At 69.3% G+C, this 14,143-nt stretch carries 16 protein-coding genes; 11 read left to right on the forward strand and 5 right to left on the reverse strand.

The features are described from left to right. Positions 1-33: 33 nt before the first annotated feature. Together ACSDQ9_RS04200 and ACSDQ9_RS04205 are read right to left on the reverse strand one after the other, a co-directional pair. A complete protein-coding gene (locus ACSDQ9_RS04200) occupies positions 34-558 on the reverse strand; it encodes a MarR family winged helix-turn-helix transcriptional regulator (protein WP_435144030.1) in 525 nt (174 codons plus the stop codon). Positions 559-620: 62 nt separating this feature from the next. Beyond that, the gene (locus ACSDQ9_RS04205) at positions 621-1,337 is read right to left on the reverse strand and encodes a DsbA family oxidoreductase (protein WP_435144033.1); all 717 of its coding nucleotides are present in this window, start codon (positions 1,335-1,337) and stop codon (positions 621-623) included. Between the two features lie 165 nt (positions 1,338-1,502). Here ACSDQ9_RS04205 and ACSDQ9_RS04210 point away from each other — a divergent pair, with 165 nt between their 5' ends. Further along, the gene (locus ACSDQ9_RS04210) at positions 1,503-1,913 is read left to right on the forward strand and encodes a VOC family protein (protein WP_435144036.1); all 411 of its coding nucleotides are present in this window, start codon (positions 1,503-1,505) and stop codon (positions 1,911-1,913) included. A 4-nt stretch (positions 1,914-1,917) separates the two neighbouring features. Here the strand turns inward: ACSDQ9_RS04210 and ACSDQ9_RS04215 are convergent, their stop codons facing one another. Beyond that, on the reverse strand, positions 1,918-2,634 hold the full coding sequence (locus ACSDQ9_RS04215; protein ID WP_435144039.1) for an aspartate/glutamate racemase family protein: 717 nt from the start codon (positions 2,632-2,634) through the stop codon (positions 1,918-1,920). A 72-nt stretch (positions 2,635-2,706) separates the two neighbouring features. On the opposite strand from ACSDQ9_RS04215, the gene ACSDQ9_RS04220 reads away from it, so the two are divergent. The 3 genes from ACSDQ9_RS04220 to ACSDQ9_RS04230 all read left to right on the forward strand — a co-directional run bounded on the left by ACSDQ9_RS04220 (position 2,707) and on the right by ACSDQ9_RS04230 (position 4,859). Next, the gene (locus ACSDQ9_RS04220; RefSeq protein ID WP_435144042.1) at positions 2,707-3,579 is read left to right on the forward strand and encodes a LysR family transcriptional regulator; all 873 of its coding nucleotides are present in this window, start codon (positions 2,707-2,709) and stop codon (positions 3,577-3,579) included. Positions 3,580-3,774: 195 nt separating this feature from the next. Beyond that, positions 3,775-4,446, forward strand: a complete 672-nt coding sequence (locus ACSDQ9_RS04225) for a DUF1345 domain-containing protein (protein WP_435144045.1) — start codon at positions 3,775-3,777, stop codon at positions 4,444-4,446. Positions 4,447-4,490: 44 nt separating this feature from the next. Then, positions 4,491-4,859 carry a VOC family protein gene (locus tag ACSDQ9_RS04230; RefSeq protein ID WP_435144048.1) on the forward strand — a complete coding sequence of 123 codons (369 nt, stop codon included), beginning with the start codon at positions 4,491-4,493 and terminating at the stop codon, positions 4,857-4,859. Between the two features lie 261 nt (positions 4,860-5,120). On the opposite strand, the gene dnaB is transcribed toward ACSDQ9_RS04230, so the two are convergent. After that, positions 5,121-6,461, reverse strand: coding sequence for a replicative DNA helicase (dnaB, locus tag ACSDQ9_RS04235; protein ID WP_435144912.1), 1,341 nt, complete (start codon positions 6,459-6,461; stop codon positions 5,121-5,123). A 649-nt stretch (positions 6,462-7,110) separates the two neighbouring features. Between dnaB and ACSDQ9_RS04240 the strand changes: the two genes are divergently transcribed. The 4 genes from ACSDQ9_RS04240 to ACSDQ9_RS04255 all read left to right on the forward strand — a co-directional run bounded on the left by ACSDQ9_RS04240 (position 7,111) and on the right by ACSDQ9_RS04255 (position 11,315). Further along, positions 7,111-7,431, forward strand: coding sequence for a metal-sensitive transcriptional regulator (locus tag ACSDQ9_RS04240; RefSeq protein ID WP_435144049.1), 321 nt, complete (start codon positions 7,111-7,113; stop codon positions 7,429-7,431). A gap of 70 nt (positions 7,432-7,501) precedes the next feature. Further along, complete coding sequence (locus tag ACSDQ9_RS04245; RefSeq protein ID WP_435144052.1) at positions 7,502-7,714, forward strand: heavy-metal-associated domain-containing protein; 213 nt, start codon at positions 7,502-7,504, stop codon at positions 7,712-7,714. A 54-nt stretch (positions 7,715-7,768) separates the two neighbouring features. After that, on the forward strand, positions 7,769-9,988 hold the full coding sequence (locus ACSDQ9_RS04250) for a heavy metal translocating P-type ATPase (protein WP_435144054.1): 2,220 nt from the start codon (positions 7,769-7,771) through the stop codon (positions 9,986-9,988). A gap of 145 nt (positions 9,989-10,133) precedes the next feature. Next, on the forward strand, positions 10,134-11,315 hold the full coding sequence (locus ACSDQ9_RS04255; protein ID WP_435144057.1) for a transglycosylase family protein: 1,182 nt from the start codon (positions 10,134-10,136) through the stop codon (positions 11,313-11,315). A 123-nt stretch (positions 11,316-11,438) separates the two neighbouring features. On the opposite strand, the gene ACSDQ9_RS04260 is transcribed toward ACSDQ9_RS04255, so the two are convergent. Continuing rightward, a complete protein-coding gene (locus ACSDQ9_RS04260) occupies positions 11,439-11,777 on the reverse strand; it encodes a thiamine-binding protein (RefSeq protein ID WP_435144059.1) in 339 nt (112 codons plus the stop codon). Positions 11,778-11,973: 196 nt separating this feature from the next. On the opposite strand from ACSDQ9_RS04260, the gene ACSDQ9_RS04265 reads away from it, so the two are divergent. The 3 genes from ACSDQ9_RS04265 to ACSDQ9_RS04275 are packed head-to-tail and all read left to right on the forward strand — an operon-like array spanning position 11,974 to position 14,073. Next, complete coding sequence (locus tag ACSDQ9_RS04265; protein WP_435144062.1) at positions 11,974-12,441, forward strand: hypothetical protein; 468 nt, start codon at positions 11,974-11,976, stop codon at positions 12,439-12,441. Between the two features lie 56 nt (positions 12,442-12,497). Continuing rightward, entirely contained in the window at positions 12,498-13,277 is a 780-nt protein-coding gene (locus tag ACSDQ9_RS04270) for a ThuA domain-containing protein (RefSeq protein WP_435144065.1), read from the forward strand. A 46-nt stretch (positions 13,278-13,323) separates the two neighbouring features. After that, on the forward strand, positions 13,324-14,073 hold the full coding sequence (locus ACSDQ9_RS04275; protein WP_435144067.1) for a (Fe-S)-binding protein: 750 nt from the start codon (positions 13,324-13,326) through the stop codon (positions 14,071-14,073). Positions 14,074-14,143 lie beyond the last annotated feature (70 nt).

Genomic DNA, 14,143 nt, shown 5'->3' on the forward strand with positions numbered 1-14,143 from the left:
CGTTCGTTGGTCCACTGGTGGGTCGTCGTGGGTTCAGGCGTCGGGGTGCTCGTGGTCGTGGTCGCGACCGGGGAACCAACCGTCGTTACCCTCGGCGGTGGCCATCACCGTCTCGCAGATCGCGCGCAGCTGGGCAAGTTGCTCGCGGTTGAGCGGATCGATCACGAGCGCGCGCACCGCCTCCACATGCCCCGGGGCGGCCGAGACGAGCGCGGCCATGCCGGCGTCGGTCAGGGTCGCGTGGATCGCGCGCCGATCCTCGCGGCTGCGACGCCGCGACACCCAACCCCGGTTCTCGAGCTTGCCGACGACCTGCGACAGGCGTGACAAGGAGCCGTCCGAGAGCTGCGCCAGATCGCTCATGCGCAGCGTCTGCTCGTCGGCCTCGCTCAGGCACGAGAGCACCGTGTACTCGAAGTGGGTCATGCCCGAGTCGCGCTGCAGTTGGGCACTCAACAGGGCAGGCAGGCGCACCAGCATCCGCGCCAGCGGCAGCCAGGCGTGTTGCTCGTTCTCGTCGAGCCATCGGGGCTCGGGAGTGGGTTCGTCCGCGTCCATGATGCGCTCACTCTAGGTGCTGACGGCTCAGCTCCGGGCCATGGTCGGGAATGGCTGGACGATCAGCAGCCGTCGGGGCCGCAGGCCTCGGCATTCTCCGAGCCTGCCAGGGTGATCGGGCGCAGTCCCGAGGCCGGATGCGCCTCGTCCCACACCTGCCGCAGGGCCTGCTCGAACACCTCGGCGGGCTGAGCTCCCGAGACGCCGTACCTGTCGTGCAGCACGAAGAACGGCACCCCGTTGACACCGAGCTGGGCGGCCGTGTCGATGTCGGCCTGCACCTGGGCGTCGCGTTCGTCCGACTCGATGGCGGTGCGGGTGGAGTGCTCATCGAGCCCTGCCTCACGGGCCAGGCGGACGAGCACCTCGGCCTCGCTGATCGACTCGCCGTCGACGAAGTGGGCCTGCAACAGGGCGCGCTCGAGCGCGTGGTCGTCGACGCCGGCGGTGTCGCGGGCGGCGTGCAGCACGCGGTGCGCCCGGCGGGAGTTGGCCACCTTCACGGTGTCGAAGTTCAGGTGCAGGCCCTCGGTCGCGGCGGCCTGGTTGACGTGGCCGAACATCTGCTCGACCTGAGCGGCGGGCAAGCCCTTGCGCTGGGCCAGGTACTCGATCTCGGTGCCGTCGAACGACTCGGGCAGCGTGGGATCGAGCTGGAACGAATGCACCGTCACCTCGACCCCGTCGGCGTGCTCGAAGTTGGCCAGCACGCGCTCGAAGCGGGTGAGCCCGATGTAGCACCAGGGGCAGGCAATGTCAGACCAGATGTCAACCTTCACACCGGGGCAACCCCGCGAGCGGGTGGTTCATTCCCAACCACTGTCGGCAGCCACGGTCCAAAAATGGTCGCCGGATGACTCCGCTGCCCGGTTTTCGTGTCCGGAGCCACTTCCGCGTCCATTTTTGGACACGCCATCGGGGTGAGGTGGTCGTAGGGTCGGGGTATGAGTGAGACCAAGCAGCCCGACCCGACCCTCTACGTGCTCTTCCCGGGCATCGCCCGCGAGGCCATGGAGTTCTACCACGGGCTGTTCGGCGGTGACCTCGTGCTCTACACCTACGCGGAGTTCTCCCGCACCGACGGCCCCGGCGATGCCATCGCCCACGGGCTGCTGTCGGGTCCGGTCACCCTGTTCGGGTCGGACGCCGGCGCCGACGAGGACGCGTTCGCCATGACCGGCGGCATGCTGGCCCTGCTGGGGTCGTCCGATCCCGCGACGCTGCACCGCTGGTTCGACGCGTTGGCGGACGGGGGTCGGGTGCTCGACCCGCTGGCGAAGAAGCCCTGGGGTGCCAGTGACGGGCAGGTGGTCGACCGCTACGGGCTGCGCTGGCTGATCGGTTACGAGGACTGATCGGTCACAGGGACGGAGCAGGTCCCGGGCCGTCGGCCAGCAGCACCTCGGCCGCGGCCAGGGCGTGCGTGGTCATGGAGTCGACCAGCGGCACGGAGGCGTCGTCGTCCCCCAGCAGCAACATGATCTCGGTGCAGGCGAGCACGATCGCCTGCGCGCCTCGGGCGACCAGCTCGTCGACCGCGCTGCGGTAGTACGCCCGCGATTCCTCCCGGACGATGCCCCGGGTGAGTTCGTCGAAGATGATCCGATCGATCTCGGCGTGGCGGCTCGGGTCGGGGCTGACGGTGGCGACGCCGTGGCGGGCCAGGCGTTCGGGGTAGAAGGTCTCGGCCATCACCCAGCGGGTGCCGAGCAGGCCGACGGTCTGGAGTCCCTCGCGGGCGGCGCGAGCGCCGACGGCGTCGCCGATGTGCAGCAGGCTCGCGTCGGTGGCGGCCTCGACGGCGGGCGCCACCTTGTGCATCAGGTTGGTGGCGATCATCACCACGTCGGCACCGGCCCGCTCGAGGCGCCGGGCCGAGTCGGCGAGGTGGCGGCCGGCGCCCTCCCAGTCCTCGGCCAGCTGCAGGTCACGGACGGTCTGGAAGTCGAGCGAGTCGATCAGCACCGGAGCGCTGTGGTGGCCGCCCAGGCGCCTTGCCACGGTCTCGTTGATGACGCGGTAGTACTCGATGGTGGAATGCCAGCTCATGCCGCCGATCAGGCCCAGGGTTGTCATGACCACCACTGTGGCCGCTCGGGTGCGGCCGCGGTAGCCGGGTGATGGTTGGCGCAGCCATAAGCTCAGCTTGTGGATGTTCGCCGACTACTCATCTTTCGGTCCGTGCTGCGGGCGGGGTCGATCTCGGCCGGTGCCCGCGATCTCGGGTGGACCCAGCCGGCCGTGAGTCAGCACCTGCAGGCGTTGGAGCGTGAGTTGCGCACGCCCCTGCTGCTGCGCGGTCCGCGTGGCGTCGAGCCGACGCAGGCGGGTCTGGCGCTGGCCCGGCACGCCGATGCGATCGCCGCCCGGTTGAGTGATGCCGAGGCCGAGGTGGCCGAGCTGAAGTCCTTGGGGGTGGGGTTGGTGCGGCTGAGCGCCTTCCCGTCGGGGGCGGCGGTGCACGTGCCGCCGGCGTTGGCCCGTCTGGCGGCTCGCGCCCCCGGCGTCGACGTGCGGCTGCAGGTGGAGGAACCGCCGGAAGCGTTGGCGCGGCTCCGCGCCGGCGAGTGTGACCTCGCGCTGGTCTTCGACCACCCGGACGACGGCCCCGCCTCGAGCGAGGCCGACCTGCGCAGCATCCCGGTGGTGGTGGAAGACCTGGTGATGGTGGTGCCCGGCGACCGGCGGGTCGTCGAGGGGGTCGATCTCAGTGCGTTCGCGGATGAGGCCTGGATCGCCGGCTGTGTGCGCTGTCGTCAGCACCTGCTGGTGGCCGCGGGTCGGGCCGGGTTCGCGCCCGACATTCGCCACGAGACCGATGACTACGTGGTGGTGCAAGGCATGGTGGCCCACGGTCTGGGGGTCGCGCTACTACCTAGAACGGCCCTGCAGGCCTTCCATCACCCGGGTGTACAGGTGGTCGAGGTGGTCGGCGCGGGTCGGCGCGCACTGTCGCTGGTGCACAGGTTGGGGGCCGAGCGGGTGCCGGCGGTGGCGGCGCTGGTGGCGGCCTTCGGCTGAGGGGGCGGCGTTCGTCCAGCTGTGTTCGTCCAACTGTGTTCGTCCAAAAGGGACCACTGGCGGACGGATCGGAGCAGGATGGGTGCCGAATCGCCGTTGAGCGTCCATTTCTGGACGGGCGGCGGACGAAGGTTCGGCCCACGAGGATTCGGCCCACGAGGATTCGGCCCACGAGGATTCGGCCCAGGAGGCGTGATGGTGACGCAGGAAGCCCCGGTGCGGCGGACGATGCTGCGCCGGGTACTGATCAGGCTCGCGATCGGGGCGGCCGGTGGGGTGCTGGCCTGGCTGGTTTCGACCCTGGTCGCTGACCTACCATGGGTCGCCGATCTGCTGGTGGGCTATGTCGCCTTCGGGTTGGTCTTCGCCCTGCCGATGCTGGTGGTCGACCTGCGCCTGGATGCCGCGCAGACCGAGGCCCGGATGGGGTCCGACAGTGCCGATGCCGGGGTCGCCGATCTGGTGGTGATCCTCTCGGCCCTGGCCAGCCTGCTGGCCGTGGGCGATCTCGTGCTGGGCACCTCGGCGGGCGGCAAGCAGGCGGTGGTCGAGGCGGTGATCGGACTCGTGGCGGTGGGCGTGGGCTGGGTCTGCATCCACACCGTCTACGCCCTGCGCTACGCGCGCCTGCACTACTACGGCGACATCGCCGACATCGACTTCAACACCGACGAGCCGCCGCGGTTCTCGGACTTCGCCTACTTCTCGTTCAACCTGGGCATGACCTACCAGGTGTCCGACACCGCCACCCGCACCTCGGCCCTACGGCGGATCGTGCTCGGCCACTGCGTTCTCTCGTGGCTCTATGGGGTGGTCATCATCGGCACCACGATCAACCTGGTGGTCTCGGCGGGCAGCGGCGGCTGACCGTTCGCCGGACAGCGGTGGCGTCGAGGGCGCAGACTGGCGCCATGATCACCCCCTACATCTGTTCCCCCGACGCCCGCGCCGCGCTCGACTGGTACCGGGAGCGCCTCGGCGCGCGGGTCACGGTCGAGCCCATGCTCGACGACGGGCGCGTCGGGCACTGCGAGTTCGAGGTCTTCGGCGGGCGGGTGATGATGTCGGACGAGTACGCCCTGGCCGATGTCGCACCCCCGGAGCCCCAGCGGGGTGCCGCCGTGACGCTGGTGGGTGAGGCGGACGATCTGGAAGCGATCGCCCGGGCTGTGACCGAGGGTGGCGGACGAATCACGCGCGGCCCCGAGGAGGGCGGCCCCACGGGCAGGATCCTGGTGTTCCGCGACCCGTTCGGGCATCGCTGGATGCTGCTGGGCTGACGGAAACCGAGTGGGGTGGGGGACGCTCGTCCGGGGTCGGCTCAGGGTTGGCGCGACCTGGCTCCGACCCGAGTGGTGCTGGCGCGCAGACCCCCGGGCGATGTGCGTCAAAGCGGCGCTGACAATACTGGATGCATGCTCACTTCATCCATCACCACCGCCTTGGTCGTCGTCGGAATCGTGCTCGTCATCGCCATGGCGGTGCTGCCCACCTGGTGGGAGTGGCAGGACTCGTGACGAGGTCGTCAGTACAGGGGCCGCTCAGCCCTGCATGTCGACGAACCGTGAGTAATGCCCCTGGAAGGCCACCGGCACCGTCGCCGTGGGGCCGTTGCGGTGCTTGGCCACGATCAGGTCGGCCTCGCCCACCCGGGACTCCTTGTCGTAGAGATCCTCGCGGTGCAGCAGGATCACCATGTCGGCGTCCTGCTCCAGTGATCCCGACTCGCGCAGGTCGCTCATCATCGGTCGCTTGTCGGTGCGCTGCTCGGGCCCGCGGTTGAGCTGCGAGAGCGCGATCACGGGGATCTCGAGCTCCTTGGCCAGCAGCTTGATCTGTCGGGAGAACTCCGAGACCTCGAGCTGGCGGCTCTCGACCTTCTTGCCCGAGCTCATCAGCTGCATGTAGTCGATGATCACCAGCTTGAGGTCGTGACGCTGCTTGAGGCGGCGGGCCTTGGCGCGAATCTCCATCATCGTCAGGTTGGGGGAGTCGTCGATGAACAGCGGCGCCTCGCTGATCTGCTGGGTCTTCGCGACGACGCGGTCCCAGTCCTGGTCGCTGAGCTTGCCCGAGCGGATCGCGTGCAGCGCCACCTGCGCCTCGGCCGACAGCAGGCGCATCACGATCTCGGTGCGGCCCATTTCGAGGGAGAAGAAGACGCTGGTCAGCCGGTGCTTGATCGAGCACGCCCGCGCCAGATCGAGCGCAAAGGTCGACTTACCGACGGCCGGCCTGGCCGCCACGATGATCATCTGCCCGGGGTGCAGACCATTGGTGAGCTCGTCCATCTCCTGGAAGCCCGTGGGCACCCCACTCATCACGCCATCGCGGGACTCGATCGCCTCCATCTCGTCGATGGTCGGCTCGATCAGCATCGACAGCGGCATGAAGTCGTCGGCCACCTTGCCGGTGGAGACGTTGTAGACCTCCTGCTGCGCCGAGTCGACGATGTCGTTGACGTCCCCCTGACCCGTGTAGCTCATCTGGGCGATCTTGATCGAAGCCTCGACCAGCCGCCGCAGGGTCGCCTTGTCGCGCACGATCTCGGCGTAGTACGTGGCGTTGGCGGCCACGGACACACTCTGCAGCAGGTCGACCAGGTAGACGTGGCCGCCGGCGCGCCCCAACGTGCCCTTCTTGTTCATCAGGTCGGCCACGGTGATCGGGTCGGCCGGCTCGCCTCGCGCGAACAGTTCCACGATCGCGTCGAAGATCGCCTCGTGGTTGGGCCGGTAGAAGTCCTGCGGCTGCAGAATCTCAGTGACCTCGGCGATGGCGTCCTTGCTCATCAGCATGGCCCCGAGCACGCTCTGCTCGGCGGCGAGATCCTGGGGAGGGGTGCGGTCGATGCCGCCCTCGGCGAAGTCGTCCTGACTCATCGACTCCCCTTCCGTCGTCGTCATGGGTGCGTTCCGTGGCCCGGCGATCGTTCCGGATGACCCCAGTCTGCCGGGTGGCTCCGACATTTCCCGGCGAGCGGGTCCCGGCGTGCGGGCCGGTGGCCACACCGCGATCCCGGCACACGCTATGCATCGCCGCGGTGTGGCGCAACACCCGGTCCCGAAAGTTTTCCACAGGGGCATGTGGACAGGCCGGTGGGGCTGTGGGCAGCTTGTGGACAACTGTGCACAACTGTGGGCGTGTCGGGGTCGCGGCTGTTGACAACTCGTTCACCTGAGCGGCCATTCGACCCCTGACTAGGGGAAACAAGAAATCCCCCGAGAATGTGACCAACTCGCCAGTGCCGCGCCCCCAGGGCGGACGACCCCCGCGAGCACCCCGACGAGCAGCAAACGGGGGTGCCGCCGCGAACGAGCGCGGAGCGGCGGTGGCGTCGTCCACAGGGGTTGTCCACAACCGGACAGATTCACAGTTGATCATGGTCGGTGTCGCGTTCGTCAGGCATTCGAGTGTTCGCAGCATCGAAGTTGATCATGGAACCATCGCCTGTCGGCGCCCCCGTCAATACCCCCGCCCCCTATTTGACTCCCATACCCCCATGGGGTACTGTCGACGGCAGGAGGAACCATGACCCACGCATCGACCGACAGCTCGTCCGACACCCAGGTGCACGGATACCACGACACCAAGGCGGCGCACCTGCGCCGGCTCAAGCGCATCGAGGGTCAGGCCCGCGGCCTGCAACGGATGATCGAGGACGACAAGTACTGCATCGACATCCTCACCCAGGTCTCGGCCATGACCAGCGCCCTCGAGTCGGTGGCCCTCGCCCTGCTGGACGAGCACCTCAACCACTGCGTCGCCGAGGCCGTCAAGCACGGTGGCGACGAGGCCGACGCCAAGGTCAAGGAGGCGATGGGCGCCATCGCCCGACTCGTCAAGAGCTGAGTCACGCCGGTTCGTCCGCCATCCCCAACCAACCACCAACCAACACCTCAACACACACAGGGAGCACCCCATGATCAGCACCTACACCGTCACCGGCATGACCTGCGGCAACTGCGTCAACCACGTCACCGAAGAGGTGAGCGAGGTCGACGGCGTGCAGGCCGTCAACGTCGACCTGGAGTCCGGCCGGATGACCGTCGAGTCCGAGACCGCTCTCGACTTCTCCGTCATCGAGGCCGCCGTCGCCGAGGCCGGCGACAAGTACGCCGTCACCCCAGCCTGATCCACGGCCTGAGCCCCGGCCTGACCCACCACCCCACGCCCCGGAGAGGGAACCATGAGCACCACCACCCCTGACACCCGCCAGTCGATCGAGCTCGACATCGACGGCATGACCTGTGCCAGTTGCGCAGCCCGCATCGAGAAGAAGCTGAGCAAGGTCGAGGGAGTCGACGCCTCGGTGAACTACGCCACCGAACGCGCACTGGTGCTCGCCCCCACCGGGCTCACCGCGGCCGATCTGATCGCCGTGGTCGAGAAGGCCGGCTACGGCGCCCACGTGCCCGAGCCGGATGCCGTGCCCGTCGACCACGCGGCGGCCTACCTGCGCCGCCTCGTGGTCGCCGCGGTCTTCGCCGTGCCGGTGATCGCGCTGGCCATGATCCCCGCCCTGCAGTTCGACTACTGGCAGTGGGTCTCGCTCGCCCTGACCCTGCCCGTCGTCACCTGGGCCGCGTGGCCGTTCCACAAGTCGGCGTTCGTGAATGCCCGCCACGGCGCCACCACCATGGACACCCTGATCTCCATGGGGACGATCGCGGCCACGCTGTGGAGCACCTACGTGCTGCTGTTCACTTCCGGTGGTCACCCGGCCTTCCGGCACCACTTCGAGCTCAGCCTGAGCCGCCACCACGCCGGCACGGCCATCTACTTCGAGGCCGCGGTCGGCATCATCACCTTCCTGTTGCTCGGCCGCTTCATCGAGGCCAGGTCGCGCCGCGACGCCGGAGCCTCGCTGCGCGCCCTGCTGACCATGGGCGCCAAGGAGGCCAGCGTCGTCCGTGACGGCGTCGAACAGCGCGTGCCGATCGCCGAGGTCGCGGTCGGGGACTCCTTCATCGTCCGCCCTGGCGAGAAGATCGCCACCGACGGTGAGGTGCTCGAGGGGCACTCCGCCGTGGACGCCTCGCTGGTCACCGGCGAGTCGGTGCCCGTCGAGGTGGGCCCGGGGTCGGCCGTGGTGGGCGCCACCATCAACACCTCCGGACGCCTGCTGGTGCGCGCTCTTGCCGTGGGCTCCGACACCCAGTTGAGCCACATCGCGCGGCTGGTCGAGCAGGCGCAGACCGGCAAGGCGGCCGTGCAGCGGCTGGCCGACCGCATCTCGGGCGTCTTCGTGCCCGTCGTGCTCGGGCTCTCGCTGCTCACCCTGCTCGGGTGGCTGGTCGCCGGGGCCGAGGTCGGCTTCGCCTTCACCGCCGCGGTCGCCGTGCTGATCATCGCCTGCCCCTGTGCGCTCGGGCTCGCCACCCCCACGGCGCTGCTGGCCGGCACCGGTCGCGGCTCCGAACTCGGCATCGTCATTCGTGGCCCCGAGGTGCTCGAGCAGGCCCGCGCCATCGACACCGTGGTGCTCGACAAGACCGGCACGCTGACCTCGGGCGAGATGTCCGTGGCCTCGCGGTTCGCCGTCGAGGGCGTCACCGCGGACGAGCTGACCCTGATCGCCGCCGCCCTCGAGGACCACTCCGAGCACCCGATCGGTCGCGCCGTCGTCACCGCCGCCGAAGGCCGGGACCTGCCCGCCGTCGTCGACTTCGCCAACCAGCCCGGTCGCGGATTGGTCGGCACCCTCGACGGGGTCGTCCACCTCGTCGGCAACCGGCGCCTGCTGGACGACCACCAGATCGTGGTGCCCGCCGACCTCGAGGCTGCCGCGAACGCCGCCTCGGGGCGGGGCGAGACGCTGGTCTTCGTGGCCGCCGGCGCGAAGGCCCTGGGCGTGATCGGTGTCGCCGACACGGTGAAGCCGACCTCGGCCGAGGGCATCCGCCAGCTGAAGGCGCTGGGGCTGACCCCGGTGATGGTGACCGGCGACCACGAGGCGGCTGCGCGGGCCGTGGCCGACGAGCTGGGCATCACCGAGGTGCGGGCCTCGGTGCTGCCGGCCCACAAGGTCGACATCGTGCGCGAGCTGCAGGCGTCCGGACGACGGGTCGCCATGGTCGGCGACGGCGTGAACGACGCCGCCGCCCTCACCCAGGCCGACCTGGGCATGGCCATGGGCTCGGGCACCGATGCGGCCATCGCGGCCAGTGACATCACGCTGATGCGGCCCGACATGCTGCTGGCCGCCGACGCGGTGCGGCTCAGCCGGGCCACGCTGCGCACCATCACCATCAACCTGTTCTGGGCCTTCTTCTACAACGTCGCTGCCCTGCCGGTGGCCGCGTTGGGCCTGCTCAATCCGATGATCGCGAGCGCCGCGATGGCGTTCAGCTCGGTGTTCGTGGTGCTCAACTCGCTGCTGCTGAGGCGGTTCACGCCGCGAGCCTGACGACACGCCCGCCGCGGTCACCCGCGGCGGGTCGTCCTCAGGTACTCTCAGGGTTTTTTTGGGATTCTCTCAACATCGGTTAAAGTTGACTCGCTCGGAGGATCCGGGCCACCCGAATCCGAATCCGCAAGAAGAGGTCTCGCCCGTGAAGTTCCCTGTTGGCGCCAAGGTTGCGCTCGCCACCGTGCTCGCCGCCGGTACCGCCGTTGGCGGCATCGGTGTGTCCCGTGCGTTCGCCACTGACTCCGTCACCTTCGACATCGACGGGGCCACCAGCACCGCCCAGGTCCGTTCGTCCGACGTGCGCGAAGCGCTCGCCTCGCAGGGGGTCACCCTCGGTGAGCACGACGTCGTCCAGCCCTCGCTCGACACCAAGGTGTCCGACGGCCTGGAGATCTCGGTCAAGTACGGCCGCCCGATCACCATGACCGTCGACGGCAAGACCACCACCAAGTGGACCACCGCGAAGTCGTTGGACGAGGCGTTGACCCAGTTCAACCTGCTCAACCCCAAGGATCAGGTCTCGATCAACCGGTCGACCCCGCTGGGCCGCAACGGGCTCACCGTGTCGGTTGACACCGCGAAGGCCGTGACCGTCAAGACCGCCAAGGGCGAGGTCGAGGTCGAACTGGTCGGCACCGTGGGCGACGCCCTGAAGGCCGCCAAGATCACCACCGACGCCTACGACGAGATCTCCGTGGCCCCCACCAGCCAGCTGGTCGACGGCCAGGTCATCACCGTCGCCGACGTCGCCGGCACGCGCTACACCAAGACCGCCGCGATCCCGTTCTCGGTCGTGAAGGTGTCGGACGACTCGCTCGCGAAGGGTACGACCAAGGTCGCCCAGGAGGGCAAGAACGGCTCGGTCACCAACGTGCGCACCAAGTGGACCCGTGACGGCAAGCTGTTCTCGGACCAGCTGGTGAGCCAGAAGGTCGTCAAGCCCGTCAACAAGGTGATCAAGGTCGGCACCAAGGTGGCGGCCCCGGCTGTCACCACCCGCACCTCGTCGTCGACCTCGACCTCGACGACCACCTCGACCTCGACGACCACCTCGAAGACCGCCTCCAGCGTTCCCTCGGGCAGCGTCTGGGACCGTCTCGCGCAGTGTGAGTCGGGCGGCAACTGGGCCATCAACACCGGCAACGGTTTCTACGGTGGCCTGCAGTTCACCAGCCAGACCTGGCTCGCGTTCGGTGGCGGGGCCTACGCCTCGCGCGCCGACCTGGCCAGCCGTGAGGCCCAGATCGCCGTCGCCACCAAGGTGCAGGCGGCGCAGGGCTGGGGTGCCTGGCCCGCGTGCACCTCGAAGCTCGGCATTCGCTGAGGCGAAGCCGACAGCTGACACCCGAACGGGGCGTCCACCAGTGTGGTGGGCGCCCCGTTCGTGTTGGTGGAGTCGGTGTTGTTGGAGTCGGACTCTGGGCGGTGGTGTCGTGGGGCCGGGCGCTCAGCGCTCGGCGATCGCCTGCTCGAGTCGATCCAGTTTGCCGTCGAGCTCGCCGGTGAAGCCGGGGCGGATGTCGGCCTTGAGCACCAGCGACACGCGTGACCCGTAGGGCTGCACGGCGTCGACACAGGCCTTGACGACGGCCATGCACTCATCCCACTCGCCCTCGATGGTGGTGAACATGGCGTCGGTGCGATGCGGGAGCCCCGAGGCGCGGATCACCTGCACGGCGGCGGCGACGGCGTCGTGCACCGAGGCGTCGTCGGTGCCGGGGCGATCGTCGCGGGCGACGGGCTCGGCGGGGCGACCGGAGGGGGCGACGGAGAAGGCGATCAGCATGCCCTCAGTCAAGCAGCGGATGTCCAGAAATGGTCGCGGGAGGCCGTTCGTGACCAGTTTTCGGCCCCCGGAGCTCCGCCGAGTGGCCATTTTTGGACACGCCCCCGGCGAGCGGCCCCGAACCCGTCCACGCCTACCCTCGAGGCATGGAGACCCGCTCACCATCGAGCTCGCCGAGCCCCTGCCCCACCACGCCGTGCTGGCCAGCCAGGCCCTGCGGTGGCGCGGCGCGGCCGGCATGGTGGCCGGGGTGGTGCTGCTCGGTCTCGCCGTGCTGGTGCTGGTGATCGGCCTGGTCGACCGGGGCCCGTGGCAACTGTTCGTCGCCGCTGTGGTGGTCGGCGTCATCGGTGCCCTGGGTCTGCTGACCGGCCGATGGATCCTCCGCGGCGGCTTGTTGTCCCTCGACGGCGGCCCGACCACGCTGCCGCCCCATGCCTTCGTCATCACCGACGACAGCCTGGAGTTCCCCCCGTTCCGACGCAGCGCCGGCGAGTCGTGGCCGAGGGCCGAGGTCACGGCCCGCATCGAGTCGGTGCGCGGGCACCGGCTGCTGGCGTTGTCGGCGCCGGGTCGTCGTCCGCGGCGGTTCTTGGCCAGCGCCCTCGTCCTGCCCGTGGACGACGTGCTCGCTCTCGTGCGGGCGGGTGGTGAAACGGGCTGAAACCGCTTCCGCGCAGGCCCTAGGCTCGTGGCCGCCAATCGTCTGCAAGGAGCACCATGAGCCAGCCCATCCGCGTCGTCGTCTGGGGCGAGAACTTCCACGAGAACCACGACGAGCCGGTGCGGGCGATCTACCCCGACGGTATGCACACCGCCATCGCCGAGGGAATCCGCGAGCTGTTGGGCGAGGGCGTCGAGGTCTCGACCGTCACCCTCTACGACGAGCACCAGGGCATCACCGAAGACCTGTTGGCCGGCACCGACGTGCTGCTGTGGTGGGGCCACGCCCGCCACGACGAGGTCACCGACGAGACCGCCACCCGCGTGCAACGCGCGGTGCAGGCCGGCATGGGTCTGATCGTGTTGCACTCGGGCCACCATTCCAAGCCGTTCGTGCAGCTGATGGGCACCACCTGCAACCTCGACTGGCGGGGGTCCGACGACCGCGAGCTGGTCTGGACCGTCAACCCCGGCCACCCCATCGCCCAGGGGGTGCCGCACCCGATCATCATCGATTCGGAGGAGATGTACGGCGAGCCGTTCGACGTGCCGGCCCCCGATGAGTTGATCTTCGTCTCGTCGTTCTCGGGCGGTGAGGTGATTCGCTCCGGTGGCACCTGGACTCGCGGCCGCGGCAAGGTCTTCTACTTCCGCCCCGGCGACCAGGAGTACCCCACCTACTTCCACCCCGACGTGCGCCGGGTGATCGCCAATGCCGTCGCCTGGATCGCGCCCACGAACGGTCGCGTGGCCCCTGTCGTCAATCGCCGCCCGGCCGGCTGGTTCGAGACCGGCGAGAGCCTGGACGCATCCGATCCCCGATTGCAGCAGCACTGACCCATCGGAAGTCGGCCGTGCCAGACTGGCCGACAGGAGGTCACCCATGGCAGCACCCACCGTCGCCCTGTTCGCGACGTGCATCAACGACACGATGTTCCCGGGCACCGCGGTCGACACGGTGCACCTGCTCGAGCGGCTGGGCTGCACGGTCACCTTCCCCGAGGCCCAGACCTGCTGCGGGCAGATGCTCACCAACACCGGCTACATCACCCAGGCCGAGCCGGTGGTGCGCACCTTCGTCCGCGCGTTCGAGGAGGCCGACTACGTCGTCGGGCCGTCGGGGTCGTGCGTGGGCTCGGCCCGCCACCAGCATCCGATGGTCGCCGAACGGGTGGGGGACGAAGGCCTGCGCCGCGCCTCCACCGAGCTCAACCAGCGGGTGTTCGAGCTGTCGGAGTTCCTGGTCGACGTGCTCGGGGTCACCGATGTCGGGGCTTGGTTCCCGCACCGGGTCACCTACCACCCGACCTGCCACTCGCTGCGGGTCGCCCGCGTCGGCGACCGCCCCCTGCGGCTGCTGCGCGCCGTCGGCGGCATCGACCTGGTCGACCTGCCCGAGGCCGACCAGTGCTGCGGATTCGGCGGCACGTTCTCGGTGAAGAACCCCGACGTCTCCGTCGCCATGGGCTCCGACAAGGTGCGACAAGCCGCCTCGACCGGGGCCGAGTACCTCGTGGCCGGCGACAACTCCTGCCTGATGCACCTGGGTGGGTTGATGTCGCGGACGAAGGCCCGCGTCAGGCCCGTGCACCTGGCGACGGTGCTGGCCTCGACGAAGGAGTTGGCCCAATGAAGGAGTCGGCCCAGTGAAGGAGTTGACCCAGTGACCCGCCTGACCCCGGCACCCGAGGCGCCCGCTTTCC

The organism is Aestuariimicrobium soli, from assembly GCF_051192575.1.
Taxonomy (GTDB): Bacteria; Actinomycetota; Actinomycetes; order Propionibacteriales; family Propionibacteriaceae; genus Aestuariimicrobium; species Aestuariimicrobium soli.

Coding starts and splice junctions, on each gene's coding strand:
- ACSDQ9_RS04270 (WP_435144065.1), top strand. CDS start 12,498: ATGAGCCAGCCCATCCGCGTCGTCGTCTGGGGCGAGAACTTCCACGAG.
- ACSDQ9_RS04245 (WP_435144052.1), top strand. CDS start 7,502: ATGATCAGCACCTACACCGTCACCGGCATGACCTGCGGCAACTGCGTC.
- ACSDQ9_RS04260 (WP_435144059.1), bottom strand. CDS start 11,777: ATGCTGATCGCCTTCTCCGTCGCCCCCTCCGGTCGCCCCGCCGAGCCC.
- ACSDQ9_RS04200 (WP_435144030.1), bottom strand. CDS start 558: ATGGACGCGGACGAACCCACTCCCGAGCCCCGATGGCTCGACGAGAAC.
- ACSDQ9_RS04240 (WP_435144049.1), top strand. CDS start 7,111: ATGACCCACGCATCGACCGACAGCTCGTCCGACACCCAGGTGCACGGA.
- ACSDQ9_RS04210 (WP_435144036.1), top strand. CDS start 1,503: ATGAGTGAGACCAAGCAGCCCGACCCGACCCTCTACGTGCTCTTCCCG.
- ACSDQ9_RS04225 (WP_435144045.1), top strand. CDS start 3,775: ATGGTGACGCAGGAAGCCCCGGTGCGGCGGACGATGCTGCGCCGGGTA.
- ACSDQ9_RS04250 (WP_435144054.1), top strand. CDS start 7,769: ATGAGCACCACCACCCCTGACACCCGCCAGTCGATCGAGCTCGACATC.
- ACSDQ9_RS04275 (WP_435144067.1), top strand. CDS start 13,324: ATGGCAGCACCCACCGTCGCCCTGTTCGCGACGTGCATCAACGACACG.
- dnaB (WP_435144912.1), bottom strand. CDS start 6,461: ATGAGTCAGGACGACTTCGCCGAGGGCGGCATCGACCGCACCCCTCCC.
- ACSDQ9_RS04215 (WP_435144039.1), bottom strand. CDS start 2,634: ATGACAACCCTGGGCCTGATCGGCGGCATGAGCTGGCATTCCACCATC.
- ACSDQ9_RS04230 (WP_435144048.1), top strand. CDS start 4,491: ATGATCACCCCCTACATCTGTTCCCCCGACGCCCGCGCCGCGCTCGAC.